General features: G+C 72.3%; 25 protein-coding genes and 1 pseudogene. 10 read left to right on the top strand and 16 right to left on the bottom strand.

Features of this window, described 5'->3' with window-relative positions:
• Positions 1 to 37 precede the first annotated feature (37 nt).
• The 3 genes from OG736_RS24625 to OG736_RS24615 form a co-directional block, all read right to left on the bottom strand.
• The gene (locus OG736_RS24625; protein WP_327184366.1) at positions 38 to 679 is read right to left on the bottom strand and encodes a PadR family transcriptional regulator; all 642 of its coding nucleotides are present in this window, start codon (positions 677 to 679) and stop codon (positions 38 to 40) included.
• A 97-nt stretch (positions 680 to 776) separates the two neighbouring features.
• Complete coding sequence (locus OG736_RS24620) at positions 777 to 2237, bottom strand: aldehyde dehydrogenase family protein (protein WP_327184365.1); 1461 nt, start codon at positions 2235 to 2237, stop codon at positions 777 to 779.
• 122 nt (positions 2238 to 2359) lie between these two features.
• Complete coding sequence (locus OG736_RS24615; RefSeq protein WP_267019621.1) at positions 2360 to 3184, bottom strand: Sco1979 family transcriptional regulator; 825 nt, start codon at positions 3182 to 3184, stop codon at positions 2360 to 2362.
• Positions 3185 to 3558: 374 nt separating this feature from the next.
• Between OG736_RS24615 and OG736_RS24610 the strand changes: the two genes are divergently transcribed.
• A complete protein-coding gene (locus OG736_RS24610; protein WP_327184364.1) occupies positions 3559 to 4044 on the top strand; it encodes an ATP-binding protein in 486 nt (161 codons plus the stop codon).
• A 158-nt stretch (positions 4045 to 4202) separates the two neighbouring features.
• Here the strand turns inward: OG736_RS24610 and OG736_RS24605 are convergent, their stop codons facing one another.
• The 5 genes from OG736_RS24605 to rpmG form a co-directional block, all read right to left on the bottom strand.
• Positions 4203 to 4421, bottom strand: coding sequence for a DUF397 domain-containing protein (locus OG736_RS24605; RefSeq protein WP_052183895.1), 219 nt, complete (start codon positions 4419 to 4421; stop codon positions 4203 to 4205).
• Positions 4422 to 5279: 858 nt separating this feature from the next.
• Positions 5280 to 5516 carry a 30S ribosomal protein S18 gene (gene rpsR / locus OG736_RS24600; RefSeq protein WP_327184363.1) on the bottom strand — a complete coding sequence of 79 codons (237 nt, stop codon included), beginning with the start codon at positions 5514 to 5516 and terminating at the stop codon, positions 5280 to 5282.
• A gap of 3 nt (positions 5517 to 5519) precedes the next feature.
• Positions 5520 to 6662 carry a CobW family GTP-binding protein gene (locus OG736_RS24595; protein WP_327187699.1) on the bottom strand — a complete coding sequence of 381 codons (1143 nt, stop codon included), beginning with the start codon at positions 6660 to 6662 and terminating at the stop codon, positions 5520 to 5522.
• Positions 6663 to 6664: 2 nt separating this feature from the next.
• Positions 6665 to 6928, bottom strand: a complete 264-nt coding sequence (locus OG736_RS24590) for a type B 50S ribosomal protein L31 (protein ID WP_327184362.1) — start codon at positions 6926 to 6928, stop codon at positions 6665 to 6667.
• Between the two features lie 9 nt (positions 6929 to 6937).
• A complete protein-coding gene (gene rpmG / locus OG736_RS24585) occupies positions 6938 to 7102 on the bottom strand; it encodes a 50S ribosomal protein L33 (protein WP_019753828.1) in 165 nt (54 codons plus the stop codon).
• A 74-nt stretch (positions 7103 to 7176) separates the two neighbouring features.
• Between rpmG and rpmB the strand changes: the two genes are divergently transcribed.
• The 4 genes from rpmB (at position 7177) to OG736_RS24565 (ending at position 9130) form a co-directional block, all read left to right on the top strand.
• Positions 7177 to 7413, top strand: coding sequence for a 50S ribosomal protein L28 (gene rpmB / locus OG736_RS24580; RefSeq protein WP_327184361.1), 237 nt, complete (start codon positions 7177 to 7179; stop codon positions 7411 to 7413).
• Positions 7413 to 7718 carry a 30S ribosomal protein S14 gene (gene rpsN, locus OG736_RS24575; protein WP_327184360.1) on the top strand — a complete coding sequence of 102 codons (306 nt, stop codon included), beginning with the start codon at positions 7413 to 7415 and terminating at the stop codon, positions 7716 to 7718. Before rpmB ends, rpsN begins: the two co-directional genes overlap by 1 nt.
• Before the next feature lie 141 nt (positions 7719 to 7859).
• The gene (locus OG736_RS24570) at positions 7860 to 8387 is read left to right on the top strand and encodes a hypothetical protein (RefSeq protein ID WP_327184359.1); all 528 of its coding nucleotides are present in this window, start codon (positions 7860 to 7862) and stop codon (positions 8385 to 8387) included.
• A 197-nt stretch (positions 8388 to 8584) separates the two neighbouring features.
• Positions 8585 to 9130: a DUF4232 domain-containing protein gene (locus OG736_RS24565; protein WP_327184358.1), complete on the top strand. Its 546-nt coding sequence runs from the start codon at positions 8585 to 8587 to the stop codon at positions 9128 to 9130.
• 36 nt (positions 9131 to 9166) lie between these two features.
• Here OG736_RS24565 and OG736_RS24560 read toward each other — a convergent pair whose 3' ends face one another.
• Positions 9167 to 10372, bottom strand: a complete 1206-nt coding sequence (locus OG736_RS24560) for a DUF2786 domain-containing protein (RefSeq protein ID WP_327184357.1) — start codon at positions 10370 to 10372, stop codon at positions 9167 to 9169.
• Positions 10373 to 10463: 91 nt separating this feature from the next.
• On the opposite strand from OG736_RS24560, the gene OG736_RS24555 reads away from it, so the two are divergent.
• Together OG736_RS24555 and OG736_RS24550 are read left to right on the top strand one after the other, a co-directional pair.
• A complete protein-coding gene (locus OG736_RS24555; RefSeq protein WP_327184356.1) occupies positions 10464 to 11216 on the top strand; it encodes a Clp protease N-terminal domain-containing protein in 753 nt (250 codons plus the stop codon).
• 98 nt (positions 11217 to 11314) lie between these two features.
• A complete protein-coding gene (locus tag OG736_RS24550; RefSeq protein ID WP_327184355.1) occupies positions 11315 to 13054 on the top strand; it encodes a bifunctional 3'-5' exonuclease/DNA polymerase in 1740 nt (579 codons plus the stop codon).
• Positions 13055 to 13132: 78 nt separating this feature from the next.
• Here OG736_RS24550 and OG736_RS24545 read toward each other — a convergent pair.
• The 3 genes and pseudogenes from OG736_RS24545 to OG736_RS24530 all read right to left on the bottom strand — a co-directional run bounded on the left by OG736_RS24545 (position 13133) and on the right by OG736_RS24530 (position 17373).
• Positions 13133 to 15309: pseudogene (locus OG736_RS24545) on the bottom strand (BTAD domain-containing putative transcriptional regulator).
• 430 nt (positions 15310 to 15739) lie between these two features.
• Positions 15740 to 16660, bottom strand: a complete 921-nt coding sequence (locus OG736_RS24535) for a glycosyltransferase family 2 protein (RefSeq protein WP_327184354.1) — start codon at positions 16658 to 16660, stop codon at positions 15740 to 15742.
• Positions 16661 to 16950: 290 nt separating this feature from the next.
• A complete protein-coding gene (locus OG736_RS24530; RefSeq protein WP_327184353.1) occupies positions 16951 to 17373 on the bottom strand; it encodes a DUF3052 domain-containing protein in 423 nt (140 codons plus the stop codon).
• A gap of 65 nt (positions 17374 to 17438) precedes the next feature.
• Between OG736_RS24530 and OG736_RS24525 the strand changes: the two genes are divergently transcribed.
• Positions 17439 to 18404: a D-2-hydroxyacid dehydrogenase family protein gene (locus OG736_RS24525; RefSeq protein ID WP_327184352.1), complete on the top strand. Its 966-nt coding sequence runs from the start codon at positions 17439 to 17441 to the stop codon at positions 18402 to 18404.
• Between the two features lie 33 nt (positions 18405 to 18437).
• On the opposite strand, the gene OG736_RS24520 is transcribed toward OG736_RS24525, so the two are convergent.
• Positions 18438 to 18839 carry an ATP-binding protein gene (locus OG736_RS24520; RefSeq protein WP_327184351.1) on the bottom strand — a complete coding sequence of 134 codons (402 nt, stop codon included), beginning with the start codon at positions 18837 to 18839 and terminating at the stop codon, positions 18438 to 18440.
• A 198-nt stretch (positions 18840 to 19037) separates the two neighbouring features.
• Between OG736_RS24520 and OG736_RS24515 the strand changes: the two genes are divergently transcribed.
• Positions 19038 to 19889 (top strand): helix-turn-helix domain-containing protein, encoded by an 852-nt coding sequence (locus tag OG736_RS24515; RefSeq protein ID WP_327184350.1) that lies wholly within the window; start codon positions 19038 to 19040, stop codon positions 19887 to 19889.
• Between the two features lie 8 nt (positions 19890 to 19897).
• Complete coding sequence (locus tag OG736_RS24510) at positions 19898 to 20089, top strand: DUF397 domain-containing protein (protein WP_327184349.1); 192 nt, start codon at positions 19898 to 19900, stop codon at positions 20087 to 20089.
• 37 nt (positions 20090 to 20126) lie between these two features.
• Here the strand turns inward: OG736_RS24510 and OG736_RS24505 are convergent, their stop codons facing one another.
• The 3 genes from OG736_RS24505 to OG736_RS24495 form a co-directional block, all read right to left on the bottom strand.
• Positions 20127 to 23108 (bottom strand): hypothetical protein, encoded by a 2982-nt coding sequence (locus tag OG736_RS24505; RefSeq protein WP_327184348.1) that lies wholly within the window; start codon positions 23106 to 23108, stop codon positions 20127 to 20129.
• Between the two features lie 276 nt (positions 23109 to 23384).
• Positions 23385 to 24746, bottom strand: a complete 1362-nt coding sequence (locus OG736_RS24500) for a hypothetical protein (RefSeq protein WP_327184347.1) — start codon at positions 24744 to 24746, stop codon at positions 23385 to 23387.
• The gene (locus OG736_RS24495) at positions 24746 to 26146 is read right to left on the bottom strand and encodes a hypothetical protein (RefSeq protein ID WP_327184346.1); all 1401 of its coding nucleotides are present in this window, start codon (positions 26144 to 26146) and stop codon (positions 24746 to 24748) included. The genes OG736_RS24500 and OG736_RS24495 overlap by 1 nt, the downstream gene beginning before the upstream one ends.
• Positions 26147 to 26216: the final 70 nt, after the last annotated feature.

Here is a 26216-nt window from a genome sequence, read left to right as displayed (position 1 = left end):
GCAAGGTAACGCCACGGGCCGGGCTCGTCAAACTTGATTAGCGGGCATCTCCCGGATGCCGCTCATCCGTGGCGTACGGGTTCTCCTCGCCCTCCGCGAGGACGCCGACGAACGGCTCGCCCTCCCCCGCGAAGGTGTACGCGCCGCGCTCGATCCGCGCGATCAGGCCCCGCGTCCACGTGGCCTCGGCGTCGGCCGTGTGGATCCAGAGGTTCATGATCTCCCCGATGTGGCCCAGTTGCTCCGGCCCGTCCTCGGGGACGTAGTGCTCGGTGACGGCGGAGCGCCACTCCTCGATGCCGTGGATGCGCTCCTTCAGGAGCGACACGGCCTCCGCGCGCGGGAGGTCGACCACGAAGCCGATGGCCGCCGACTTCACGTCCGTCTTCTGGTCGTACGAGGTCAGGGCGTCGCGCAGCAGCCTGAAGTACTCCTCGGTACCGGCCTCGGTGATCTCGTACTCGGTGCGCGGCGGGCCGCCCGCGGTGGACGGGGCCGTCTCGTGCTCGCGCAGCAGCCCCTGCTTCGCCATCTGCTTCAGGGCGTGGTAGATCGAGCCCGGCTTGGCGTTGGACCACTCGTGGGCGCCCCAGTACTCCAGGTCGCCGCGCACCTGGTAGCCGTGGGCCCGCCCGTGCTGACGCACGGCGCCCAGCACGAGAAGACGGATCGCTGACATGCGCCCAGGTTATGGCGTGGCGGACACGCGCCCGTCGGGTGCCCGGGCACATGTCCGCCGCGCTGCCGAAGCGCCGAGCCTCAGGGGGCCGGACGGCTCAGAACGGGAATCCGCTGCGGCCGTGCTGGACCGAGATCCACTTCGTGGTGGTGAAGGCCTCCAGGGTCGTCTCGCCGTTGAGGCGGCCGACGCCGGAGTTCTTCTCGCCGCCGAAGGGGACGATCGGCTCGTCGTGGACGGTGGCGTCGTTGACGTGGAACATGCCGGTGACGATCTGCTTGGCGAAGGCGACGCCCCGCTCGATGTCGGCGGTGTGGACGGCGCCGCTGAGGCCGTACGGCGTGTCGTTGGCGATGCGGACCGCCTCCTCCTCGCCGTCGAAGGTGTTGATGAAGACGACCGGGCCGAAGACCTCCTGCTGGAGCAGGGCGGAGTCGGCGGGCAGGCCGGCCAGCACGGAGGGCTCGACGAGGTTGTCCGTGGTCGTGCCGTGCAGCAGGGCGGTCGCACCCTCGGCGATCGCCTGCTCGACGGCGCCGGTCACGGCCTCCGCCTGCTGGGAGTTGATCACCGGGCCGATGGCGGTCTGCGGGTCGCGCGGGTCGCCGGCCTTGAGGGTCTTCACCTTGGCGACGAACTTCTCGGTGAACTCGTCCGCGAGCGAGCGGTCGACCAGGATGCGGTTGGCGGCCATGCAGACCTGGCCCTGGTGGACGAAGCGGCTGAAGACGGCCGCGTCGACCGCGTAGTCGACGTCGGCGTCGTCGAGGACGACGAAGGCGCTGTTGCCGCCGAGTTCGATGATGGACCGCTTGAAGTGCGAGGCGGCCACGGTGGCGACATGGCGGCCGACCTTGTCGGAACCGGTGAAGGAGATGACCCGCGGGATCGGGTGCTCCAGGAAGGCGTCGCCGATCTCGGCGATGTCGGTCACGACGACGTTCAGCAGACCCGGGGGCAGACCGGCGTCCTCGAAGAGCTTGGCGATCACGGTGCCACCGGCGATCGGGGTGTTCTGGTGCGGCTTGAGCACCACACCGTTGCCCAGGGCCAGCGCGGGGGCGACGGACTTCAGCGACAGCAGGAAGGGCACGTTGAACGGGCTGATCACACCGACGACACCGACCGGCTCCCGGTAGACGCGGTTCTCCTTGCCGTCGATCGGCGAGGGCAGGATGCGGCCCTCGGGACGCAGCGCCAGGTGGATCGACTCACGCAGGAACTCCTTGGCGAGGTGCAGCTCGAAAGCGGCCTTGCCGAAGGTGCCGCCGGCCTCGGCGACGAGGACCTCGCTGATCTCCGCCTCGCGCTCCTCGACCAGCCGCAGCACCTTCTCGAAGACCGAGCGGCGGGCGTAGGCGTTGGTCGCGGCCCACTGCTTCTGGGCGCGGGCGGCGGCACGGTAGGCGTCGTCGACCTCGTCGACGGTGGCTATGGTGATCGAGGCCAGCTTCTCGCCGTCGTAGGGGTTGAAGTCGATGATGTCCCAGGACCCGGTCCCCGGACGCCACTTACCGTCGATGTACTGCTGGGCCAGGTCAGTGAAGTAGGACGTCATGTGATCCCTCAATCCCCTGCTGCGATCGGCTGCGATCGATCGGCATCACGATCTGATCACACGTCATCGTACGGGGGTTTCAAGGGAGTTGGGGCCGATCCAGGAGGTGCCTAGGGGAATCCCTAGGACAGCTGGATCAGTCCGCGCAGGAGGTCCCGGCTCTCGTCCGGCCCGGGGCTGTCCTGCTGGAGCTCCTTCAGCGCCTGCTCGTACTGCGCGACGTCCTCGCGCTTGTCGAGGTAAAGGGCGCTGGTGAGCTGCTCCAGGTAGACGACGTCCTGGAGGTCGGACTCCGGGAAGCTCAGGATGGTGAAGGCGCCGGACTCGCCGGAGTGCCCGCCGAAGCTGAACGGCATCACCTGGAGCCGTACGTTGGGGCGCTCGGAGATCTCGATCAGATGCTGGAGCTGTCCGCGCATCACCTCGCGGTCGCCGTACGGCCGGCGCAGCGCCGCCTCGTCGAGGACGATGTGGAAGTCGGGGGCGCTCTCGGCGACGAGGTACTTCTGCCGTTCCAGACGCAGCGCCACCCGCCGGTCGATGTCGGCCGCGTTCGCACCCTTCATGCCCCGGCTGACGACCGCGTGGGCGTACGCCTCGGTCTGGAGCAGGCCGTGCACGAACTGGACCTCGTACGCCCGGATCAGCGCGGCCGCGCCCTCCAGGCCGACGTAGGTGGGGAACCAGTTGGGCAGGACGTCCGAGTAACTGTGCCACCAGCCCGCCACGTTGGCCTCACGGGCGAGTCCGACGAGCGCCTGGCGCTCGGTGTCGTCCGTGATGCCGTACAGCGTCAGCAGGTCCTCCACGTCCCGGGTCTTGAAGCTCACCCGGCCCAGTTCCATCCGGCTGATCTTCGACTCCGAAGCCCTGATCGAGTAACCCGCCGCCTCGCGCGTGACGCCGCGCGCCTCACGCAGTCGCCGTAGTTGCGAACCGAGCAGCATCCGCCGCACCACCGATCCGGGCTCTCCCGCGCTCACGTTCGCCAGCCTCCCCAACCGTCTTAGGGGCCGCAGTCTGCCACTAAAACACTTCGAGCAGTACTCGTCCGATTACAGAGATGGAAAGAAGACAAAGGATACGTACAACGCGATGCGAGGGAACAGTGAGGGGAAAGCAAGAGAAGTGGCTCTGATGGGCGAGAAGTTGGCGGAAAAAATGGCCAAGAAGCGGTACGGGCGGGTCCATTTCGGTCACGTGCACGTGCATCTGCCCTTGCATCCGCAGTGCGCATCGGAAACCATGGTCTCGCGCCACCGCTGCATCGCAACGACCGCGAATCCCGGGAGTGCCTCGCATGGGGACGAATGGATCGACCATGCTCGAGCCGTTACGGCAGGGCCTTCCGCCGCTTGATCCCGCGGCCGTGTCCAACGCCGCCTCGTGTGCCCTGCCCGCCCGCTTCGAAGCGGTGCGCGAGGCCCGGCAGTTCACCAAGCGGACCCTCGGCCAGTGGGATGTCGGCGACCGTTTCGACGATGTCTGTCTGGTCGTCTCGGAGCTGGTGACCAACGCCCTGAGACACGGAGTCTCCTCCGACGACGTCCCGCACGTACCGGACCGGCAGCATCCGCCCGTGCGGCTGCACCTGATGCGGTGGACCGAACGGCTCGTGTGCGCGGTGCGTGATCCCAGCCGGGAGAGTCCGCTGCCCCGCGAGAGCGACGACTTCTCGGCGGAGTCGGGCCGCGGCCTGTTCCTCGTCGACTCCTTCGCCGACAGCTGGGGCTGGCACCCGCTCTCCGGCAGCCTGGGCGGCAAGGTCGTCTGGGCGCTCTTCCGGCTGCACACGCCTGCCGAATGACGAACCGCGGCGCGCTCTGACGCCGCGGTTCTACGCGCGTTGCCCGCCGCTTTCGCGCGACAAGTCCGAAATCCCGGTGCGCGCGGAGGAGAGACGGAGCAGGGGCGGAGGAGAGACGGAGGAAGCGGCCGAGCAGAGGGCGAGGGCGTCGAGGGACGTCAGCTCGCGATCAGGTGGTCGAACTCGCCGTCCTTGATGCCGAGCAGCATCGCCTCGATCTCCGCGCGGGTGTAGACGAGTGCGGGACCGTCGGGGAAACGCGAGTTGCGCACGGCCACGTCACCGCCCGGCAGCCGTGCGAACTCGACGCAGGAACCCTGCGAGTTGCTGTGCCGGCTCTTCTGCCAGGCAACCCCGTACAGCTGTGTGGCCGTCATGCCGTTGTACACGTCGTGCCCCCCGTCAACGTGGTGGTCCACAGGTCGCTCCCTGGTGGTGCACTGGCTCGTGTGGCCATTGGTGCCGTGGTCAACTGTCCCGGATCATAACCCCGTTCATGTGCAGACGCATGAGCAGATGCACGTGCACGCGGGGTGCCTGCCTGGTTACAGCTTTGACGCCCGCTTTACCCGGCGTTCCGCCCCGCACGTCCGGGTCGGCGGTCGACGTCGGGTCCACGTGAAAGTCGTCCGGATCGAACTACTCCTGCACTAGGAACAGACGCATGGCACGGCCGTCCTGTTCCGTCGACGCGGGAACGGATCGGCTGCCGGGGGCCGGTGCGCGGCGGCGGGGCCGTCCCGAAAGGAGCCGTTCCGGCGGATGCCCGTCATCCGCTCGGCACGGTAGGACGTCCTCCGGATGTGGCTCCGCCCGGTGCGCGCCAGTGCCGCGGGGCGGCGGGCGGCACGGCGGCCGGGCACACCGCCGGCGTCCCGGCCGACGCCGAAACCCCCCGACACCTGTCCGTCCGAGGAGACCCGACCGGTCCGCCACCCCGACCGGCGACGGTCAACGGCGACAAGCCGCCGCCCCCGCGCACGACGGTGAAGTCGGCCGCGAGGGCGGGACGGGGACGGCCCGACGCCGTAGCGACGCCTCGGCTCACTGCCGGACCGACGGCCGCTCCGAACGGCCAGGGCGAGTAGACGGCGTAGGTGAATCCGCTCGTACGGGTGAGGGGCAGAACGTACGGAGACAGCGGGCCCGGAAGTACGGATGGAGCCGCTCCCGGGCGGGGCGTGAGTGGACGGGAAGGACGCGTACAGGACAACCGCGGGAAGGGGCGGGGTGGGTCAGCGGGGGGTGGTGTACGGGAGCAGGGCCATTTCTCGGGCGTTCTTGATTGCTCGGGACAGTTGGCGTTGCTGCCGGGCCGAGATGCGGGTGACCCGGCGGCTGCGGATCTTGCCTCGGTCCGAGAGGAACTTCCGCAGGAGGTCGGTGTTCTTGTAGTCGATGTACGTGATCTCGGCCTGGTCGAGCGGGTTGGGGCGGGACCTGGCGGGCCGGCGCTCGGTCTTGCGGGGCATGGGTCAGACCTCCAGGAGGGTGTCGAAGGCCGGCGGCAGCCGCTTCCAGGCGGCCCGGCCGGCGGCGTACTCGGCGTCGGTGAGCAGGCAGGACTCCAGGAGGTGCGCCAGGCCGTCCCGGTCCAGGCCGGGGGACGTGAAGACCAGGTGCTGGCAGCAGTCGCCGTGCTCGGGGTGCCAGTCCAGCGCGGCGGCGGCGCGCCGCACCGGCGGGACCATGTCCCAGGCCGCGTCGGGCAGGGACGCGAGCCACGGACCGGCCGACTCCACGCACAGCGCTCCCCCGGCGGCGTCCCAGTGGAGCAGGACGTCGGGTCTGTCGGCGAGCCAGAACCGGCCCCGGCTGCGGGCGGCCGCGCAGGTCAGGTCCTCCAGGGCCGCGTACAGCCGCTCCGGGTGGAACGGGCGGCGCCGGTGCCAGACGAAGGTGCTCACCCCGTGCGCGTCGGCCTCGGCGGGCAGCAGCGCGCAGGCCGGGTGCTGGGCGGCGGCGGCCGACTCGACGTCGAAGCCGGCCAGCACCGCCTGGGCGAGAGCCGACCGCGCGTCCGCACGGCCGGCCGGCCCGATCCGGACCTGGCGGGCCGTCGGGTGCAGTTGCGCCAGCAGCTCGCGGTCCTCGTCGTCGGCCTCCTCGGAGTCGACGACGGCCAGCACGGGCGCGTACTCCAGCTGGCGCGCGAAGGTGTCGGCGACCGTGCGCCGGTCGGTGGCGGCCGCGGCGAGACCGCACTCGGCGAGGTCGTCGCCGTTGCCGAGGCAGGGCAGGAGCAGCGCCGGATCGACGGCCGTGACGACGCCGGTGACCGTGAGCCCGCCGGCCACGACCACCTCGGCCATGGCCTTGGGCTCGACGGAGTCCCACAGTTCGACGACCGCGAGACGCGTGCTGCCGTCGTCGGCGAGACGGCGCAGCTCGGGGACGAGATCCTCACGCAGGGCGCAGCAGGCGCAGTCGTTGACCAGGGGCGCCTCGCCGGCGGAGAGGATGCCGGTGGCGTCGCCGACGGTCCGTACGACCGTGCCCGCCACGGCCGTCGAGAGGTCGTGGTGGAGCACGACGCTGCCCGGGACGTCGGCGAGCAGACGCGCGACCGTCGTCCGGCGGGCGTCGGCGTGCAGCCCGCCGACGATCACGACCGACATGTTCACGCGCCGCCCCGCTTCCCGTAGCGGCGCTCGAAGCGCTCGACCCGGCCGGCCGTGTCCAGGACGCGGGCGGTGCCGGTGTAGAAGGGGTGGCTGACGTAGGAGGTCTCGACGTCGACGACGGGGTAGGTGTTGCCGTCCTCCCACTCGACGGTCTTCCCTGCCGTCGTGGCGGTCAGCGTCGAGCGGGTGAGGAAGGCGTGGTTCGCGGCGCGGTCACGGAAGACGACAGGACCGTAGGCCGGGTGGATTCCCTTGCGCATGGCGGTGGTTCAGCGCTCCTCTCGGAAGTCGACGTGACGGCCGACGACGGGGTCGTACTTGCGCAGGGTCATGCGGTCCGGGTCGTTGCGGCGGTTCTTGCGGGTCACGTAGGTGAAGCCCGTGCCCGCCGTGGACCGGAGCTTGATGACCGGGCGGAGTTCGTTGCGTGCCATGCTGGTACCTTACTGAAAATGAATTCCATTAGCACTACCGTCCCTGACATCGACCGAGGAGAGGTACGTCACCCGTGTCCGCGCACTGCATGCTGACCGGCGCCCAGCCGGGCTTCGGCAACCGCATCTCCCACTCCCACCGGCGCACTTCGCGCCGCTTCGACCCCAACATCCAGTCCAGGCGCTACTGGCTGCCGAGCGAGCGCCGCCACGTACGGCTGCGGCTGAGCACGAAGGGCATCAGGACCGTCGACACGATCGGCGTCGAGGCGGCCGTGGCGCGCATCCGCGCGCGGGGGGTGCGGATCTGATGGCGAAGAAGAGCAAGATCGCGAAGAACGACAGGCGGCAGCAGACCGTCGCGCGGTACGCGGCGCGGCGGGCCGAGCTGAAGGAGATCATCCGGCGGCCGGAGTCGACGGACACGGAACGTGAGGCCGCGCAGCGGGAGTTGCGCGCACAGCCGCGGGACGCGAGCGCGACGCGCGTACGCAACCGGGACCAGGTGGACGGGCGCCCGCGCGGGTACTTCCGGACGTTCGGGCTGTCCCGGGTGAGCCTGCGGGAGCAGGCCCACGCCGGACATCTGCCCGGGGTCCGGAAGTCGTCCTGGTAGTCACAGGCCACCCCCAGTGTTCCGCAGGGGCTTGCTGGTAGCTTGCTGCGGTCCCTTACCGGGCCGTACGGCCTCACGGTCCGTACGGTCCGCGGTCCGTGCGGTCGACCCGGTCGGCCGGCTACAGCTTGGGAGCTTGCAGTGACTTCGGCGATCTTCTCGCGGGGCGCGTCCCGTCGGCCGGTGCGGGCCTCGGCCGTTGCCGCGGCCGCCGCGCTGGCGGGCGTGCTCGTGCTGACGGGGTGCAGCGACGACGGGGGGTCCGACGACGGCTCCTCGGCGACGCCCACGACGGCGACCGGAGGCACGAGCGGCGCGACGGACTCCGCTTCCGCCTCGGCCTCCGTCTCCGCCTCCGGCGAACTGGAGGGCAGCTGGCTCGCCACGACGGACGGCAAGGCCGTCGCCCTGATCATCACCGGGAAGCAGGCCGCCCTCTTCGTGACCGGCGGAACCGTGTGCAGCGGGACCGCCGGCGAGGAGGCGGGCATGCAGATGATCCACCTCAAGTGCACCAGCGGGACGGACGACCGGACGACCGGCATGGTCGACTCCGCCGACGCGAAGTCCCTGAAGGTCACCTGGTCGGGGTCGGTCGGCAAGGAGACGTTCGCCAAGGCGGAGGGCGGCCAGTGGCCGTCGGGGCTGCCGTCGGCCGGCCTCGGGTAGTCCGGACGTCCTCTCAGGTCGTTCCGAAGGACCTCGGAAGGCTCTGGTCGGGAGGCACTCGGAAGGCTTCGCGAGGCCCGGAACGGCCCGGACGACCCGGGTAGCGAAGCGGTCACGAGAGCGGGGGCGCGCGACACGTGCACGCGCGCGTGCGTGATGATCCTTCGAGCACCGTCACGAAACCCTAGGGATCACTCATGCGCGCCGTTCCCCTCACCGTCACCGCTCTCGCCGCGGCCCTGCTCCTCACCGCCTGCGGCGGCGGGGACGACAGCGGCTCCGGCACCGACGAGAGCAAGGCCTCCGGATCGACCGCCTCCACCGGCGCCAGCGGCAGCGCCTGCGACCTCGGCCAGGAGGTCGGCCCCGTCAACGCCGCTCCCGCCGCCGGTGACAGCGGCAACGTCACCGTCACGCTCACCAACAAGGGCGCGGAGTGCACCCTGGACGGCTTCCCCACCGTGGAACTCACCACCGACGGCGGCTCCACGACCGTCCCGAAGGACGAGGCCGCCGAGGCGCAGGCGCTGACCCTCCCGGCGCAGGGCACCGCCACCTTCACGATCACCTACGTGCGCGGCGAGGACGGCGGCGACCAGAGCCTCGCCGTCAAGACGGTGAAGTACGGGCTGCCGGGCGGCTCGGCCGATCTGAGCTTCCCCTGGTCGTACGGCGATGTCGCCCTCAAGAGCGAGAAGGTGCCGGACGCGACGGTGAGCGCCTTCCAGCAGGCGGGCGACTGATCCACCGGGCGCCTGGCACCGACCCCCGCCCGGGTGTCACGGCAGCCGGGGCCGGGACCGCATCCTGGCCCGGTCCGCCGCTTCGGCGCCCTCGGTCCAGCCCGCCTCGTCGGTGACTCCCCGCAGGCGGGTGGAGACCGTCTTCGGGAACATCCGGTCCGTCGCGGCGGTGACCGCGACCTCGCGGGAGGCGAGCACCGGCAGCAGCTCCGCGGTCACCTGGGTCTCGGTGGCGGCGGTGACCTCGCCCAGACGGGCGCCGATGCGGTGGGCGTAGGCGGCGAGGAAGGACTGCCGGAAGGTCTTGGTCCGCCTGCGGCCGCCGGCCCGCTGGGCCGCCTCCGCCTTCGCCATCGCGGACTGCGCCTGCACCAGCAGCGAGGTGTAGAGCAGCTCCACCGCCTCCAGATCGGCCTCGAAGCCGACGACCGTGGAGAAAGCGAAGGGCTCGTTCCACACCGCCCGGCAGTGGTTCGCGTCGGCGACCGCGTTCAGCAGCACCGCCTTCGCCTGCTCGTACGGCGGCTCGACGCCGATCCGGCAGGCGCCCGGCGCGTCCGGGGCCGGCGCCTGGGCGTCGAGCAGCGCCTCGTCGACGCTGTGCCGGGCCATCAGCTCCTGCGCCTTCGCCGTGAGCGCCTCCGCCTCCTGCGGAAACCCGGTCGCCTCGGCCTTGGCGAGCAGCGCGCGGATGCGGGTGAGCATGCGGGAGTGCGAGCCCGGGCGGGACTGCCGGTGCGGTTCGGATTCCTGGAGGGGTTCGAGGGCGGGCAGGCGCAGCAGCAGGCGGTAGAGCTCCAGAACCGTGGTGGCGTGCGAGAAACGGTCGGTGGCGGGCGCGGGCGGAGTGTCGGCGGACAACTCCGCCAGCTGGGCCGCCCAGCGCCGTCCACGCGCCCGGTCGTCACGCGCCTGCGCGCGGACCAGCTCCGTCACCAGGCCGACGTGGACGTCGTCCAGCTCGCGCCGTACGAACCGTACGAGGTCGGCGGGCTGCCAGCCCCGTCGCCAGGCCGCCGCCACGAACTCCTCGCCCCGCCTGGTCAGTTCGGCGTCCGCCGCGCGGTCGGCGGCGAGGAGCGAGGCGCCGGTGTCGAGGGTGGCGTCGGCGGTGTCGTAGAGCGCCGCCCGGAAGGCGCGTTCGACGGTGCCGGACGGGCCGTCGGACGGGCCGTCGGACGGGCCGTCGGACGGGCCGTCGGACGGGCCGTCGGACGGGCTGCTGTGGTGGGTGCTGCTCACCGGTCGATCGTGTCACGGAGCCCGGCGCCGAAGCCCATGGGAGTGACAACCTCGGGTTGACACCCATCCACTGTCAACCTACGGTTGACATATGACGTCTCCGCGACCCGCCGCCACCTCGTCCGTCCGTCTCGACGACCTCATCGACGCCATCAAGAAGGTCCACAACGAGCCGCTCGACCAGCTCCAGGACGCCGTCATCGCCGCCGACCACCTGGGCGACGTGGCGGACCACCTCATCGGCCACTTCGTCGACCAGGCCCGCCGCTCGGGTGCCTCCTGGACCGACATCGGCAGGAGCATGGGCGTCACCCGGCAGGCCGCCCAGAAGCGGTTCGTGCCGAAGGAGTCGGCCGACCTCGACGCGAGCCAGGGCTTCACCCGCTACACCCCCCGCGCGCGGAACGCGGTCATGGCCGCGCACAACGCCTCCAAGACCGCCGGCAACGCCGAGGGGCTGCCCGCACACCTCGTCCTCGGCCTGCTCGCCGAGCCGGAGGCGGTCGCGGCGAAGGCGATCGTCGAGCAGGGCGTCTCCCTGGACTCGGTCCGCGAGGCCGCGACCGCCGCCCTCCCGCCCGCCGTGGCGGAGGCACCCGAGCTGGTCCCCTACAGCCCGGACGCCAAGAAGGTCCTGGAGCTCACCTTCCGCGAGGCACTCCGCCTAGGCCACAACTACATCGGCACCGAGCACATCCTGCTGGCGCTGCTGGAGTTCGAGAACGGCGAGGGCGTCCTCAGCGGCCTCGGCGTCGACAAGACCGGCACCGAGCGGTACGTCGCGAAGGTTCTGGCCACGGTCTCGGTGCAGCAGGAGCAGGGGCAAGGGCAGGGGCAGGAGTAGCCGTCAGGGGCGGGAGTGACGGTCAGGGGCGGGAGTGACGGTCAGGGGCAAAAGCAGCGATCAGGGGCGTTGTCAGACCCTCCTGCCACACTCGCAGCATGGCCGACCGGTGGGCACTCGCTCCGGCCGAGGACGGTGGCGCGGAACTCGCCCCCCTCGGTCCCGGCGGGCTGCCCACCGGCCCCGTGCTGCGGGAGGCGGACCTGGCACGGGCCGTGCGCGAGCGGCCCGACGTCACCCGGTGGGTCTGGCGCTCCACGGCCGAGGTGTACCCGCGTCTGCTCGCCACGGGGGTCCGAGTAGAGCGGTGCTACGACGTCGAGGACGCCGAGACCCTCCTCCTGGGTCACGAGGGGCGCTCCGGAGAGCCCCGCTCGGCGGCCGCCGCGCTGGCCCGGCTGCGCGGTGGCCCCGTACCGCAGGACCCGCCGCAGCGCTCCGCCGCGCCCGGCGCACAGTCCTCGCTGTTCGAGGCGCAGGACACCGCCGTCCGGCTGCCGCTCGAAGACCTCCTCACCGTCTACGCCGAGCAGCAGCGGCGGCACGAGCTGGCCGAACACCCGGCGCGGATGCGGCTGCTGACTGCGGCCGAGTCGGCGGGGATGCTGGTGGCCGCCGAGATGAACCGGGCCGGGCTGCCGTGGAGCGCGGAGGTGCACCGCGCGGTCCTGCACGACCTGCTCGGCGAGCGGTACGCGGGCGGGGGCGAGCCCCGGCGGCTGGCCGAGCTGGCCGACGAGGTGTCGGCCGCCTTCGGGCGCCGGGTCCGCCCCGACCTGCCCGCCGACGTGGTCAAGGCCTTCGCGCAGGCCGGCATCCGGATCAGGTCGACCCGGCGCTGGGAGATCGAGTCCCTCGACCACCCGGCCGTGAAGCCGCTTATCGAATACAAGAAGCTGTACCGCATCTGGGTGGCTCACGGGTGGTCCTGGCTCCAGGACTGGGTGCGGGACGGGCGGTTCCGGCCGGAGTTCCTCGCGCACGGCACGGTCACCGGGCGCTGGGTGACCAACGGCGGCGGCGCCCTCCAGATCCCCAAAATCATCCGGCGGGCGGTGGTCGCCGACCCGGGCTGGCGGCTCGTCGTCGCCGACGCCGACCAGATGGAGCCGCGCGTGCTGGCGGCGATCTCCCGCGATCCCGGACTGATGGAGGTCGCCGGCCGGGAGAGCGACCTCTACCAGTCCGTCTCCGAGCGCGCCTTCTCCGGCGACCGCGCCCAGGCGAAACTCGCCGTCCTCGGCGCGGTCTACGGCCAGACCTCCGGGGACGGTCTGAAGAACCTCGCCGCACTCCGCCGCCGCTTCCCGCGCGCGGTGGCGTACGTCGACGAGGCGGCTCGGGCCGGCGAGGAGGGACGGCTCGTGCGGACCTGGCTCGGCCGGACCTGCCCTCCGGCGAGCGGGGCGGGGGACGAGGGCACGGAGGAGGCCGGCATCCCCGTCGACTCCGCCGGCCTCGGCGTTCCTGGCGGTTCTGGCAGTCCTGGCGGAGACGACGACACCGCTGCCGACCGGCAGTGGGTGCCGGGGTACGCCTCGACCAACGCACGCGCGCGTGGCCGGTTCGCCCGCAACTTCGTCGTCCAGGGCAGCGCCGCCGACTGGGCGCTGCTGCTGCTCGCCGCGCTCCGGCAGGCCTGTGCGGGGATGGCGGCCGAGCTGGTCTTCTTCCAGCACGACGAGGTGATCGTGCACTGTCCGCAGGAGGAGGCCGAGACGGTCGTCGCCGCGATCCGGGAGGCGTCCGACCTGGCCGGGCGGCTGACGTTCGGGGAGACGCCGGTGCGGTTTCCGTTCACCACGGCGGTGGTGGAGTGCTACGCCGACGCGAAGTGACCGGGCTCGGTCGGGTGAGATCGCTTCGGCGGCGCATCGGCGGCGCTGCGGCGGCGCACCGGACTCCGGCGGTTCGGATCAGGGCAGCCCGGGTTCCGGAATCTCGCCGTCCGCCGGCTCGCCCTTCGCCCCCTCGGCCTTCGTCCCTTCGACGTCGGCCACGTCAGCCTTCGCCCCGTCAGCCTTTGTCCCGTCGGCTTTCGCGAGTTCGCGGGCGAAGTCCCGTACCAGGTCGTGCGGGGTGTAGTGGCCGTATGCGTGCTCCTCGAGGAGCGCCACGTCGACGAGCCGGTTCAGGGCTGACTCGGCGCGGGGTTCGTCGGTGCCGGTGAGTCGGGCCAGGAGGGGGGCGTCGTACGTGGGCAGGTCCAGCGTGCCGATCCGGCGCAGGGCGAGGGCCGCGTCCCGGTCGGCCTGGCGTCCGGACGCGGCAAGCGCGTCGTGGGCCACGGCGAGGGAGCGGCGGACGCTGAGATCGTCGTACTCCAGGTGGGGCAACCTGCTCTCGGTGTCCGCCAGTTGACCGGCCAGCCCGTCCGGGGTGAGGGCGCTGCGCGCGGCGAGTCGGGCGGCGACGACACGCAGTGCGAGCGGGAGGCGGCCGGTGAGGTGGACGAGAGGATGCGCCGCGTCCAGAACGGCACGCCCCTCGCCCGGACCGGACGCCGCACGCAGCAGGGCCGCGCTGTCCTCGCCCGACAGCGGCCCGAGCGGGAAGCGGTGGGCGCCGTCGAGCGTGGTCAGCGGCGAGCGGCTGGTGACGATCACCGCGCAGCCGGGGCCGGCCGGCAGCAGCGGGCGGACCTGGGAGGCGGTCGCGACGTCGTCCAGTACGACGAGCGTGCGGGTCGGCGCGAGCAGGGTCCTCAGCAACGCGGAGGCGGCGTCCGGGTGTTCGGGGATGTGCCGGGGTTCGGTACCGAGGTCGCGCAGCAGGGCGGCGAGCGCCTGGGGTGCGGTGAGAGGGGCCATGCCAGGGGTGGCGCCGTGCAGGTGGAGGTAGAGCTGCCCACTGGAGAAACGTTCCTTTAGGGCGTGTGCGATGTGCAGCGCGAGCGCGCTCTTGCCTACGCCGGCCATACCGCTGAGGACGACGACCCGACTGCCACCGGCAAGGGAGTGGTGGAGGAGGCCCAGGAGTTCCACGCGTCCGGTGAAGTGGGCAGGCGGAGGCGGCAGTTGCGCCGGTTGGGTGCGCGGGCGGGCTAGACCGGGTGCGGACTTGGGCGTGAGCACGGGCGCGGGCGCGAGCGGGGCCTCGGTGGTCGGGGGGGGGGAGGTGAGGTGGTCGGCGTCGCAGCCGCAGTCGGCGTCACAGCCGGAGCCGAGATCGGAGCCGGAGCCTGCGTCGGGTCCGGAGCCACGGTCGGCGTCGCAGCCGGAGCCGAGATCGGAGCCGGAGCCGGAGTCGGAGTCGGCGTCACAGCCGGACTTGGAGCCGGAGACGGGCGATCGTCGGTCGTAGGAGCCAGCACCTCCACGTGGGCGTCGCGTATCGCCGGGCCCGGTTCGATGCCGAGTTCCTCGGCGAGGCGGGCTCGCAGGTCGCGATGGACGGCGAGGGCCTCGGCCTGGCGGCCGGTGCGGTGCAGGACGAGCATCAGCTGACGGTGGTAGGCCTCGCGCAGCGGATGGTCGGCGGCCAGGGCCGTCAGCTCCGGAACGAGCCGCTCGAACGACGCTCCGCCGAGGGCGAGTTCGGCGTCGTAGCGCCACTCCAGCAGGAGCAGCCGGGCCTCCCGCAGGCGTCGTACGAAGGAGTAACCGCCCAGGTCGGCCGGGAGTCCGCTCAGCGGGGTGCCCCGCCACAGCGCGAGTGCCGCCGCGCACTCGCGCGCGACGCGTTCCCAGTTCCGGGCGGCGTGCGCGCCGCGCGCCGCGGCGACGTGCCGCTCGAACACGTGGACGTCGAGCTCGCCGTGCTCGACCCGGAGCCGATACCCGGGCGGCACCGCGCGCAGCCGCGAGGGATCGTCGAGCAGCCGACGCAGCCGGGTCGCGTGATTGTGCAGCGAGGCCTGCGCGGACGCCGGCGGCGCGCCGCCCCACAGCGCCTCCTTGAGCGACTCGACAGGCACGATCCGGCCCGCGTCGAGGAGCAGGGACGCCAGCAGGGCACGTACCTTCGGACTGCGGACGATGTCGTAGGGAGGGACGCCTGCCTCGCACTCGGCGTCCGGCGCGTCGGCCGTGTACAGCACCGGTGGGCCCAGCAGCCCGAACCGCAGCCCGTACCGCCGCATCACGCCGCCCATCGCCCTTCCACGCCCGGTCCGTACCGAGGGTCTGTACCTGAGTCGTCTTGCCGAGTCGACTTGCCAAGTCGCACTACGAGTCGCATGCGAGTCACATCACCGAGTGGCTCTGCCGAGTCGCTCGCGCTCGGGACGCGCACCCAGCCGCCCTACCGGAACACCAGGTGACCAGCGGCAACGCGAAGGGCCGTTGGCCACATGTTAGCGATCCGTTGGCGCGATCTGATGTGATCACATCATCGGAATCGGCCCGACGGTGCGCGCGTATCGACGCGCAACTCGGGGGAGTGTCGCCGCCGCGGCCGGATCCGGAGGCGCGCGGGGCCTCGGTCGGCGGAGGTGACCGACCGGGCCCTGCGCCCCGTTCCGTTCCGGACGTACCGCGCCGTGCCGTTCCGGCCCCGTACCGGTGGTTGGTCCCGACGGCCCCTCAGATGACCGGCGGCCTGCCCAGCCGGGTCAGCCGCCACACCGTCCGCCACCTCATGGGCCGCCGATGTCCGGCCGGCTTGCGCACGCCTTCCGCGAACCCGCCGAACCAGGCCTTGAGACCGCCGAGCGAGCGGGTCCGCAGGAGGGTGACGGCGATCCAGACACCCAGGTGGACGGGGATGAGGAGCAGCGGAAGGTTGCGGCGGACCAGCCAGACCCGGTTCCGGGCCGTGACCCGGTGGTATATCGCGTGCCGGGCGGGCGAGGTCTTGGGGTGCTGGAGGAGCAGCTCGGGCGCGTAGAGGATCTTCCAGCCGGCGTCGGTGGCGCGCCAGGCCAGGTCGGTCTCCTCGTGCGCGAAGAAGAACTCGGCGGGCCAGTCGCCGGTCTCCGCGAGCATGGCCATGCTCAGGGCGTGGCCGCCACCGAGGAAGCCGGTGACGTACCCGCCCTGCATCGGGTCCGAGGCGCCGACGCGCGGCACGTGCCGGCGCTGGGTCTCGCCGTGCTCGTCGGCGATACGGAAGCCGACGATGCCGAGGCGCGGGTCGGCGGCGTACAGGTCGCGGACGCGGCTCAGCACGTCGGCGTCGACGAGCAGGCCGTCGTCGTCCAGTTCGACCACGACGTCCACGTCGCCGTACTCCCGCAGCCGGGCGAGGGCGACGTTGCGGCCGCCGGGGCAGCCGAGGTTCTCGTCGACGTCGATCGTGGTGACCTCACCGGGCAGGAAGAGGCGTTCGGCGAAGTCGGGAAGTTCGCAGCCGTTGCCGACGATCACGATGCGGGCGGGCGCCAGGTCCTGCTTGGCCACCGACTCCAGCAGCGCGTCGACCTCGGCGGGCCGGTTGCCCATGGTCACCACGGCCACGGCGATCCTCGGCTGCGCCGCGTGCCCGATGTCCCCCACGTCCACCACGTCCCTCACTCCGTCCGGCCCTCGACGCGACCGCGTCCCGTCCACGTGCGGGCCCGTCGTTCACCTAGATGTTGCCTCAGGTGCGGGCGTTGCTCCGACGCCGCCTCATTTTGCTTCCCTTTTATGCCGGTTCCGCCTAAGCGGGTTCCGCCGATCCGGTCCCGGTTCCACCGATCCGGCCCCGGCTGCGCCGGTTCTGGATGCTTCGGCCCCTGCCACGTCGGTTCTCGACGGCTCGCCTCGGTTCTCGACGGGTCGCCTCTGAATACGTCGGCTCCGGACACGTCGGTTCAGCCGCGTCGGTTTTCCCTGCGTCGGACGAACTTGAGTCCCGACCAGTCCTCCCCCAGCGCGGCGACCTTCACGTCCACGACGCCGAGGGGCAGGAAGAGGTGGCGCAGGGCGTTCTCGGTGATGTCGCTGACGTGTCCGGCCGCCTTGCGGGGCCAGGCGATCCAGAGCATGGCGTCGTCGGCGAGGTCGCGGACCAGGGCCGGGGTCTCGGCGGCGAGGTCGGCGTGGCCGCGGTAGAAGGCGACGGTGATGTCGGCGTCGCGGGGGCCGCCCGGGGCGACGTGGACGCCGTCGGGGAGGCCGGGGACGTCCCACCCGGCCGGGGCATGTCGCAGTCGCACCCGATGGCCGGGCTTGACGCCGAGCTTCTTGGCGAGGGGGGTGCCGGAGTAGCCGCCGGTCGCGGCCGAGTCGCTCACGGTCTCACCGTAGCCTCGGACCGGACCTGCCCCCGGTCGGAACCACCTCACCTGGAGGAACAGCCGTGCCCTTCCGCTGTGCCGTACTCGACGACTTCCAGAACGTCGCGACGACCCTCGCCGACTGGTCGGCGCCCGCGTCGGGCGAGGAGCTGGAGGCCGTGTCCTTCACCGAGCACTTCGTCGACGAGGACGAACTCGCCGCGACGCTGGCCGACTTCGACTGTGTGGTCACCCTGCGGGAGCGCGTCCCCTTCCCGGCGTCGCTGCTGGACCGTCTCCCCCGGCTGCGCCTGCTGGTCGCCTCCGGCATGCGCAACTCGGTGATCGACCACGCGGCGGCGAAGGCGAACGGCGTGACGGTGTGCGGTACGGAGAGCTCCTCGACTCCACCGGTGGAGCTGACCTGGGCGTTGTTGCTGGGCCTCGCGCGCGGGCTGGTGCGGGAGAGCACCGCTCTGCGGGAGGGCGGGCCGTGGCAGTCCACGGTCGGCGCGGACCTGCACGGGCGGCGGCTCGGGCTGCTGGGGTTGGGGAAGATCGGCGCGCTGGTCGCCCGGGTGGGCCTCGCCTTCGGCATGGAGGTGAGCGCGTGGAGCCAGAACCTGACGGCGGAGCGGGCGGCGGAGGTGGGCGTGCGGCCGGCCGCCTCGAAGGAGGAGCTTCTCTCCGAGAGCGACTTCGTGTCGATCCACCTCGCCCTGAGCGACCGCACCCGGGGGCTGCTCGGTCCCGCCGAGCTGGCGCTCCTCAAGCCGACGGCGTACCTGGTGAACACCTCGCGGGCGGCGATCGTCGACCAGGAAGCGTTGCTGACGGCGCTGCGCGAGGGCCGGATCGCGGGCGCCGGCGTGGACGTCTTCGACGTCGAACCCCTCCCCGCCGACCACCCGATGCGAACGGCTCCCCGCCTGCTGGCCACTCCGCACCTGGGATACGTGTCCCGGGCGAACTACGAGCGGTACTACGGGCAGGCGGTGGAGGGGATCCGTGCGTATCTGGCAGGGGCGCCGGTGCGGGTGCTGGGCTGAGTCGGCCGGGTGGCCGACGACTTCAGAAACGCGCTACGCCGCGTTCAGTTCGCACCACACGAGCTTGCCGCGACGCCCCATCCGGGACAGCGGCTGCCAGTGCCAGAGGTCCGAGCAGGCCCGGACGAGGGCCATGCCGCGGCCGTTCTCGGCGTCGGCGAGGTCCTCCAGCGGTCCCGGCGGCTCGGGCGGCTCGGGGTCCGCGTCCCAGGCGCCGATCTGGAGGATGCCGTCCCGGAAGCGGAGGCGTAGGCAGGCCGGTCCCTTCGTGTGCAGTACGGCGTTGGAGACGAGCTCCGAGGCGAGCAGTTCCGCGGCGTCCACCAGGTGGATCAGGCCGTGCAGGGTGAGGATCAGACGCAGGGTGCGGCGGCAGACGGTCACGGCGCGGGGGTCGCCGGGGATGTAGAGGGAGTACTCCCAGGGTTCGGACATGCGTCAACTCCGAGTGGCGTGAGGGGATTTACGCGCGGTGGCATTGCCGCAGCCGTCGTGGCAGGACGGAGCGGTGCACTTCCGCAGCGTGTGCGGTGCGTCACTGACAGTAGACCTGGATTTCCAGGTCAAGCAACCCGGTCCCGTAATCTGGCCCCGAACGAGTCGCGCTCACAGGCGCGTTGAGAGGAGTGACCGATGGGCTTGAGGCGCGAACCGACGGCACGTCAGGTGCGCTTGGCAGTGGAGCTGCGCAGGCTCCGCGAAGCGGCCGGCCTCAAGGCGCGGGAGGCGGCGGCCCTGCTAGGAGTGAGCTCCACCCAGATCAACCAGATCGAGTACGGCCAATCGGGCGTGAGCGAGAAGAGGTTGCGCAGCCTGGCCTCGCATTACGCCTGCATGGACGAGGTGTTCATCGACGCCCTGGTGGCGATGGCGACCGACCGGACACGAGGCTGGTGGGAGGAGGACCGGGGTCGACTGCCTTCGGCATTTCTGGACCTGGCCGAGCTGGAGCACCACGCCACATATCGGGCCGACGTGGAATGTCTGCACGTACCCGGCCTTCTGCAAACCGAGGATTACGCCCGCGCGGTGTTCGCATATCGGGTGCCCGAACTACCCGACCACGAGCTGGCATTGCGGGTGGCGCACCGCATGCGACGCAAGGCGATCATCGAGCGGGCGGATCCCGTCCCGTACGAGGCGGTGATTCATGAAGCGGCACTACGCATCAGGGTCAGCGACCGCGCCGCCGCCCGCGCCCAACTCGCCCACATCCTTGACCTGTCCGGGGTGGACCACGTCACGGTGCGGGTGATCCCCTTCGACCGCGACGGCTTCGCGGGAGCTTGGAACACCATGATGTTGGCGGGCGGTGCGGTGCCCAAGCTGGACTCGGTGCAGCGCGACGGGCCGGAAGGCACGGCCCTCGTCGACTCCGAAGCCCAGCTCGGCGCCCTTCGAACGCTCTTCCGTAAGCTGAAGGCGGAGTCGCTGGATCCCGCATCGTCGCGCGACTTCATGAGCAGGCTGATGAAGGAGCTGTGAGGCGCGCTGTGACCACTCCCGGCAGCTGGCAGAAGTCGTCCTTCTCCGGAGGATCCGACGGCAACAACTGCCTCGAACTCACCTCCACCACCGCCACCCTCCGCCTCCGCGAAAGCGACAGCCCCACCACGATCCTGACCACCACCCCGGCCGCCATGGCCCACCTGCTGGCAGGCATACGCAACAACAACCCGAGCTGAGTTCTGGACGGCCGACCTCACCGCTCAGTCCTTCCGTTCACACGACGATGCAGGTCATGGCCGCCCACAGCAGGGGCGAGTGCTCGATCCGGCCACCCGACCGCCAGTGGTCGAGCTGCTCGCGCTGCCAGCGGCCGATCGCCCGCACCGGGTCACTGTGCTCGTGGGCGGTGTCGACGGCGACGATCGCCTCCGACAGCGGGCGTACGGACGCGGACAGACCGGCCAGCCGGTGGAACGCGAGGTTCGTCGGCAGCACCCAACGGGTGGCGGTGACCAGCTCCGCACCGTTGTGGATCATCGCCGTGGCCGGCCCGAACGACTCGGCGAACCGCAGATCGCCGCCGCTCTCGCAGCCGATGAGGGCGACCCGGCGTGGCGCGGGCCAGATCCTCGCGCCCGGTTCGCCGTCCGCGCGCAGGGGAAGCGTGCCCAGCAGCAGGTCCTTCGCCGACAGCGGCCGATGACCGCGGACCGGCTCGGCCAGGCCGACCGTCTCCGGACCGCAGCACAGATGGAGCGTGCCGTCCTCGCTCTGGCCGCCCTCGACCGGCGCGCCGCTCACATGCCCGACGTACATCAGCCTGCGCGCCCCCTTGCGGAGCACGTCGCCCAGCCAGTCCCGGTCCAGGTCGGTGCGGCGGAACGCCTCCGCCGGGGCGGCGACCGACGGCACGACGCCACCCGCGTCGAGACGGCGCCGGACGAGCGACATCAGCTCCGGGTCCGAGCCGGGCGGCCCGAGGACCGAGCCGAGCGGGGAGTCGGCCCGGAATCCGGGCACCCGGGGGTCGAGGACGAGCACCACCGCGTCGGCGACCGCTCCGGTGCCAGTTGTGGCGCCGGTTCCTGCACCTGTCCCAGCACCCGTTTCGGCATACGTTTCTGCAGGTGTTCCCGCGCCCGTTCCCGTGACCGTGCCCGGATCCCCGTTCGCCTCCCCGTCCGACGCCGGACGATCGGCGGGGTCGCCTTGCCGCAAGGACGCCGGCGCGGTGGTCACGACGTCCGCCAGATCGATGAGCCGTACGTCGCTCGCCTCGTCGACGGCAAGCAGTTCCCACGGCACCTGGGCGACCCGGGGCGACGGCTGGATCCGCACCAGCGGACGGCCCGCGCGCGCCGACACCTGACGTATCTGCTCCGTCAGCCCGGCCGGCCACAGCGCCTCGGCCAGCACCCGCGCGAGCCGCAGCTCGGACAGGTACCCGGCCAGCGCGCCCGAGTCGAACGCCCGCCGCATCCCCTCGGCGCCCGCGACCGCCCCCGGCAGCGCGTCGGCCAGCGCACGGACCGCCCGGTCGACCTCGTCGGCGGGCCCACGGCCGGTACCGAACCCCCGGGCCCCGCCCGCCCACGTCCAGGTCATGAACAGGTCACCGGCGTCGGCCAGCCGGACCTGCACCACCGGGCGGCTCGTCAGGTCGTCGGTCGTCCAGAACGGCGTCTCCGCCTCGCCGACGATCCGTCGGTGATAGCGGAACTCGGCCGCCGCGATGTACTCCTGGAGCGCGACGCGGCCGGATTCCGACGACATCCGCACCTTCGACGGCGGCGCCACGCGCAGTCCCGCGGAGGCAGCGACCTCCGCCGCCCCGCCCCCGAGCGTCATCGCGCCGTCGACGGGCTCGTACGTCTTCATGCCCGCGCTCGGGAACACCGGAGAGTCGGACGTCGCCGAGCGCGGCGTACGGTCGAGCGCCAGCGAGGCACCCGCGCAGCGGTGCTCCGCCAGTTCGAAGAGCAGTCCCTGGTCCTGTCGGCGCACCGCGAGACGGAAGACCAACTGCATCGCCTCGTCGGCGAGTTGCAGCCACTGGCTGCGCGCGTGAGCGGTGACGAAGTCGAAGCGGGCCGCCTCCAGGGCCAGTGCGGCGGGAAGGGCGACCGAGATCGCCGTACCGATGGACTCCGACTCGCGGTCGCCGTGGTCGGTCCGGTTCAGGTTGTCCTCGAGGGTGCGCGCGAGCAGGAGGTCGACCTGTGCGCACCGCTCGTACACCTCCCGCTCCTGGTACACGTCCCGGGCCTGCTGGGCCAGCCGCTTCATCTCGTCGATGTCGCCCCGGTCGTAGGCGTGTTGGGCGCCCAGCAGCATGCTGTCGGCGGCGGCGACCGCGGCACCGAGCCGCTCGAACCGGGCCAGGCTCGCCCCCAGCAGGTCCTCCGCACCGGTGGCGTCGCCGCGCTGCCCGGCGAGAAAGCCGCGGGCCTGTTCACAGACCGCCAGGTCACCGAACCGCCGCTGCCGCTCGAAGAACGCCGACGCCTCCGCGAACAACCGTTCCGCGAGATCGAGCTCACCCCGGTGCATCGCGGTGTACGCCCGGTGCGCGAGCAGCGACTGCTGCTCACCGGTGTCCCCCATCGCCCGGAAGCAGTCCTCCGCGCGGGCGAAGTAGTCCTCGGCCGGGTCGAACCGCCCGGTCGAGGCGCAGATCAGACCGAGGGCGACCAGCAGCCGCGGGACGGTCTCCACCGCGGTCGCCGGCGTGGTGGACAGCAACCCCGCGGCCTGTTCCTCCGCCGCTCCCCACTCGCCCCGCTCGATCAGCAGATGCACCCGGTTCAGACCCAGTTCGGAGGTGCGCAGTCCGTCGGGATCGTCGAACTCGGGCATCCTGACGGCCGCCTCGTCGAGACAGGCCAGCGCCTCGTCCAGGCGCCCGGTCCTGCGCAGCAGGTCGGCCCTGGCGAGCAGCGTCCTCAGCAGCATCTCCAGCCACAGCTGACGGCCGCGCGGCCCCATGGGCACCGACGCGATACCGTCGAGGAGGGCACGGGACCGCTCGACGGCGTCCTCCGCCCCGCCCAGGTCCGTGGCGGTGAGCCGGACACTCGCGATGTTCGACAGCAGATGCGCCCGCAGGAACCGCACGTCGGGCGAGTCCTCGAAGGACTCGGCCACGGCGAGCAGTTCCTCGTAGACGACGACCGCGGCGGCGAGATCGGCGGCCAGCTGGTGTTCCTCGGCCAACGCGAGCCCGCTGTCGAACGGCTCCCCGTACAGCCGCACCACCGCACCGCCCTCCCCACCTCCGCGCGCGTCGCCTTCGGGGTCAGGGTCTTCAGGGCCAGGGCCTGCCTCATCCGAGCCTGCGTCCCCCGGGCTTTCGTGCGGCGGGCCTTCATGCGGCGGGCCTTCATGCGGCGGGCCTTCATGCGGCGGGCCTTCATGCGGCGGGCCTTCATGCGCCGGGCTCCCGCTCTCCCGGCCCTCGTTCCCCCGGCCCTCGTTCCCCCGGCCCTCGTTCCCCCGGCCCTCGCTCGCCCCGCGCTCGCTCTCGTCCATCCGTCAGTAGTCCTCTTCCGCGGCGGTGGCGACGGCGGCGATCTCGGCGAGGAACGGTCCCGAGGAGGCGTCGTGCGGTGAGCCGTCGTAGGCAAGGGGCTGGGCCGCGGTGGCGAGCCGCCGCCGGACCAGCGCGCGGATCGCGTCACGGTCGGCGCGGTCCTCGGGACCGCCCGGCCCCGGGTCGAATCCCGGCAGCAGCACCTCCACCTCGAAGCGTGGCGGCACGGCACCGTCCGGACCGTGCGGGTCCAGATCCGCCCGGCCGGTCCACACGTCGTTCCGCCTCGCCAAAGGCACCCGAGTCCGACGACCGCCGTTCACCCCGACCTCGGCGACGAGGGGCGCACCGGCGACGGGCGCCGCGACGTGCGCGACGATCTCGACCTCGATCTGCCGTCGTGCGCCGAGTGCGCGAGCGGTCCAGGACACCGCGGTCTCGGAGGCGTCGACGAAGCCGGGCGGGTAGCGGCGCCAGTCGTTGGTCCCGGAGCCCCGGGCGATCACCCGGCCGCCCGCGACGAGCGGATCGCCCGCCGCGAGGGCATAGCCGTCGCGCCGAACGAACAGCGCGCCGACGTCGACCGTCGTACCGCCCGGGCGGTGTTGCTCCAGGGCCGACCGGAGCCGGCGCAGAGCCTGCCCGTCCAGCCCGGCGCCGTCCGCGGCGTCGTCGAGCAACCGCAGGACGCTCTCCAGATGCCGTGCCGTGTCCGCCGAGGGAGGCGCCGCGCGCCACCACTGGATCAGCGGGTCGAGCGCGGCCTGATGATCCTCTATCAGTTGGGCCGCGCAGCCATCCGGTCGGTCACCGAAACGGTCGCGGCCGCCATGGCGGTCGCCGAAGTCGCCGAAGTCGAGGAACCCGTCGAAGTCGTCGAAGTCGCCGAATGCGTCGAACAGTTGCTGGCACCAGTGAGTGAGCGCGGCCAGTTCCAGGCCGAGCACGTCCGGTTCCAGCGCCGGTATCCCGTCCACGTACGACGCCGGCCACCACCGGGCCGCCCAGTGCCCGAGACCCAGCCGGGCGGCGGCGCCCGCGAGAGCGGTCACGTCCGCCGTCACCCGTACACCGGCGGGCTCCCCTGCCACGCAGGTCTGCACGGCGGCGGCGGTGCGCTCGCCGTAGAGCGCCCACAGCCACTGCTGCGCCCGCCCCACGTCGTGCACCTCCGCCAACGGCAGCCCCGGTTCTTCGCAGACGGGCCAGGACAGGACCGCCCCCGATACGTCGAGAACGGCCCGGGCGAAGTCGGGGCCACCGCCGTCCTCGGCCGGGCCGGGGGCCGGTCCGGGGGCGATCCGGATCGTGCCGTCCTCGCCCTCGCCCCGTGTGACATGGACGTCGACGTGGGCCCGCGCCATCACGCGCTCCTCGGCTCGACCGCTGCCGCCGGGGTCGCCCGGGTCGTCGGGCTCCCCGGCGCCGCCGACAGTGTGCGCAGCGCCGACCGGACCCTGGCGCGGTGGTCCATCATCACCGAGCGGGCGACCCCGTCGAGCACCGCCCAGGCCGACGCGGCGTCCGCCAGCGACGCCCCGCGGACGTCCCGGCCGTGCAGCCGCACCCACAGCCGCCGCATATAGGCGGACCAGGGGCTGCGAAGGTCCTGGGCGAGGGCGTCCAGCACTCCGCCGCCGTCCGGGACGGGGCGGGGAGAAACGGTCATCCTGCGGGCGCGCAGGACCGAAGCCTCCCGCCGCCAGCGGCTGTTGACGGCCCGATGCGCCGCCGTCCGCCCCGGCGCGGACTCCCCGGTGCCCAGCGGGTCGAGGCCGACCGCGAGCCGGCCGCCGAGGACCACGGCGACGCGCAGGCTCTCGTCGTACAGCCCGAGCGGTGCGCAGCTGCGGCCGACCTCCCGCCCGACGAGCTCGGGCACCGTCGGCAGTTCCTCGCGCCGGGCCGACGACTGCAGGACGACGAAGAGCCGTTCGAAGAGCGTGCGGTCCAGCGGCGCGGGGAGCGTGGCCGTCGAGGCTCCCCGGCCGACCTCCGGCCGCGGCGGCACCCGGTGCCCGGTCAGCCCCAGATGCGCCGGCAGATCGTCACGGCCCCAGACGCCGTCCGCGTGCGCCCACAGCGCCCGGCCGAGCAGAGCGCCGTGTCCCGCCTCGACCATGGCCCCGTACTCCGGCGGGTCACCGGCCCCGCCCGGCGCGCCGCAGGCCTCCAGGACCTCGCCCGCGAGCGCGACCGCCGCGACCGCTTCGGCGGCCGGGGCCGGCCGGCGGCTCTCCCACCCGCCGGCCAACTCACCGTCGAGCCGGGCGCGCCGGACGGCATCGGCGAGGTGGTCCTTCAGCACCTCCACCGTGCGCCCGCCGACCCCGTCGGCCACCTCCTCGACCACGGCCCTGGCCACCGCGTCGGCACCGGCCGAGGGTGCTCCGTGCTCGGTGGCCAGCTCGAAGCAGCGCTGGAAGTACAGGTCCTGAGGGTTGCCCGCCACGATGCCGAGCGCGCGGCGGGTCCGCTTGAGCAGGGTGAACCACTGTGCCGTCGCCTCGAGCCGCGTCCCGCACTCCCGGATCAGCGCGTCGAGGCGCGCGGCCTGCGCCGGTCCGAGGAAGTCCACCGCGAGTTCGGGGCTCAGCGCCGGCCTGACGACCAGCGGCAGCAGTATCAGCTTGACCGTCCGGGTCAACGGCGCGCCGCCGGGGCCGCTCAGCGATTCCAGCCCCGGCCCGAGGCCACGCCAGGCGGTGTCGATCACCATGGCGCGCGGTCGGCGCTCGCCGGTCGGCTGGCTCGGGGACGACATGCCTGGAGCGTACGTCGTCCGGAAACGGGCGGGCGAACCTGGGATCGGTAGGCGTTCCCGGCCTTCTAGC

It is taken from the genome of Streptomyces sp. NBC_01334 (assembly GCF_035983595.1).
Taxonomy (GTDB): domain Bacteria; phylum Actinomycetota; class Actinomycetes; order Streptomycetales; family Streptomycetaceae; genus Streptomyces; species Streptomyces coriariae.
This window is presented reverse-complemented; position numbering and strand designations above follow the sequence as displayed.

Bases quoted from the DNA above. Each gene is read 5' to 3' on its own strand.
- OG736_RS24625 (WP_327184366.1), bottom strand. From the start codon at position 679: ATGTCAGCGATCCGTCTTCTCGTGCTGGGCGCCGTGCGTCAGCACGGG.
- OG736_RS24620 (WP_327184365.1), bottom strand. From the start codon at position 2,237: ATGACGTCCTACTTCACTGACCTGGCCCAGCAGTACATCGACGGTAAG.
- OG736_RS24615 (WP_267019621.1), bottom strand. From the start codon at position 3,184: ATGCTGCTCGGTTCGCAACTACGGCGACTGCGTGAGGCGCGCGGCGTC.
- OG736_RS24610 (WP_327184364.1), top strand. From the start codon at position 3,559: ATGCTCGAGCCGTTACGGCAGGGCCTTCCGCCGCTTGATCCCGCGGCC.
- OG736_RS24605 (WP_052183895.1), bottom strand. From the start codon at position 4,421: ATGACGGCCACACAGCTGTACGGGGTTGCCTGGCAGAAGAGCCGGCAC.
- rpsR (WP_327184363.1), bottom strand. From the start codon at position 5,516: ATGCCCCGCAAGACCGAGCGCCGGCCCGCCAGGTCCCGCCCCAACCCG.
- OG736_RS24595 (WP_327187699.1), bottom strand. From the start codon at position 6,662: ATGTCGGTCGTGATCGTCGGCGGGCTGCACGCCGACGCCCGCCGGACG.
- OG736_RS24590 (WP_327184362.1), bottom strand. From the start codon at position 6,928: ATGCGCAAGGGAATCCACCCGGCCTACGGTCCTGTCGTCTTCCGTGAC.
- rpmG (WP_019753828.1), bottom strand. From the start codon at position 7,102: ATGGCACGCAACGAACTCCGCCCGGTCATCAAGCTCCGGTCCACGGCG.
- rpsN (WP_327184360.1), top strand. From the start codon at position 7,413: ATGGCGAAGAAGAGCAAGATCGCGAAGAACGACAGGCGGCAGCAGACC.
- OG736_RS24565 (WP_327184358.1), top strand. From the start codon at position 8,585: ATGCGCGCCGTTCCCCTCACCGTCACCGCTCTCGCCGCGGCCCTGCTC.
- OG736_RS24555 (WP_327184356.1), top strand. From the start codon at position 10,464: ATGACGTCTCCGCGACCCGCCGCCACCTCGTCCGTCCGTCTCGACGAC.
- OG736_RS24550 (WP_327184355.1), top strand. From the start codon at position 11,315: ATGGCCGACCGGTGGGCACTCGCTCCGGCCGAGGACGGTGGCGCGGAA.
- OG736_RS24520 (WP_327184351.1), bottom strand. From the start codon at position 18,839: ATGTCCGAACCCTGGGAGTACTCCCTCTACATCCCCGGCGACCCCCGC.
- OG736_RS24515 (WP_327184350.1), top strand. From the start codon at position 19,038: ATGGGCTTGAGGCGCGAACCGACGGCACGTCAGGTGCGCTTGGCAGTG.
- OG736_RS24500 (WP_327184347.1), bottom strand. From the start codon at position 24,746: ATGGCGCGGGCCCACGTCGACGTCCATGTCACACGGGGCGAGGGCGAG.
- OG736_RS24495 (WP_327184346.1), bottom strand. From the start codon at position 26,146: ATGTCGTCCCCGAGCCAGCCGACCGGCGAGCGCCGACCGCGCGCCATG.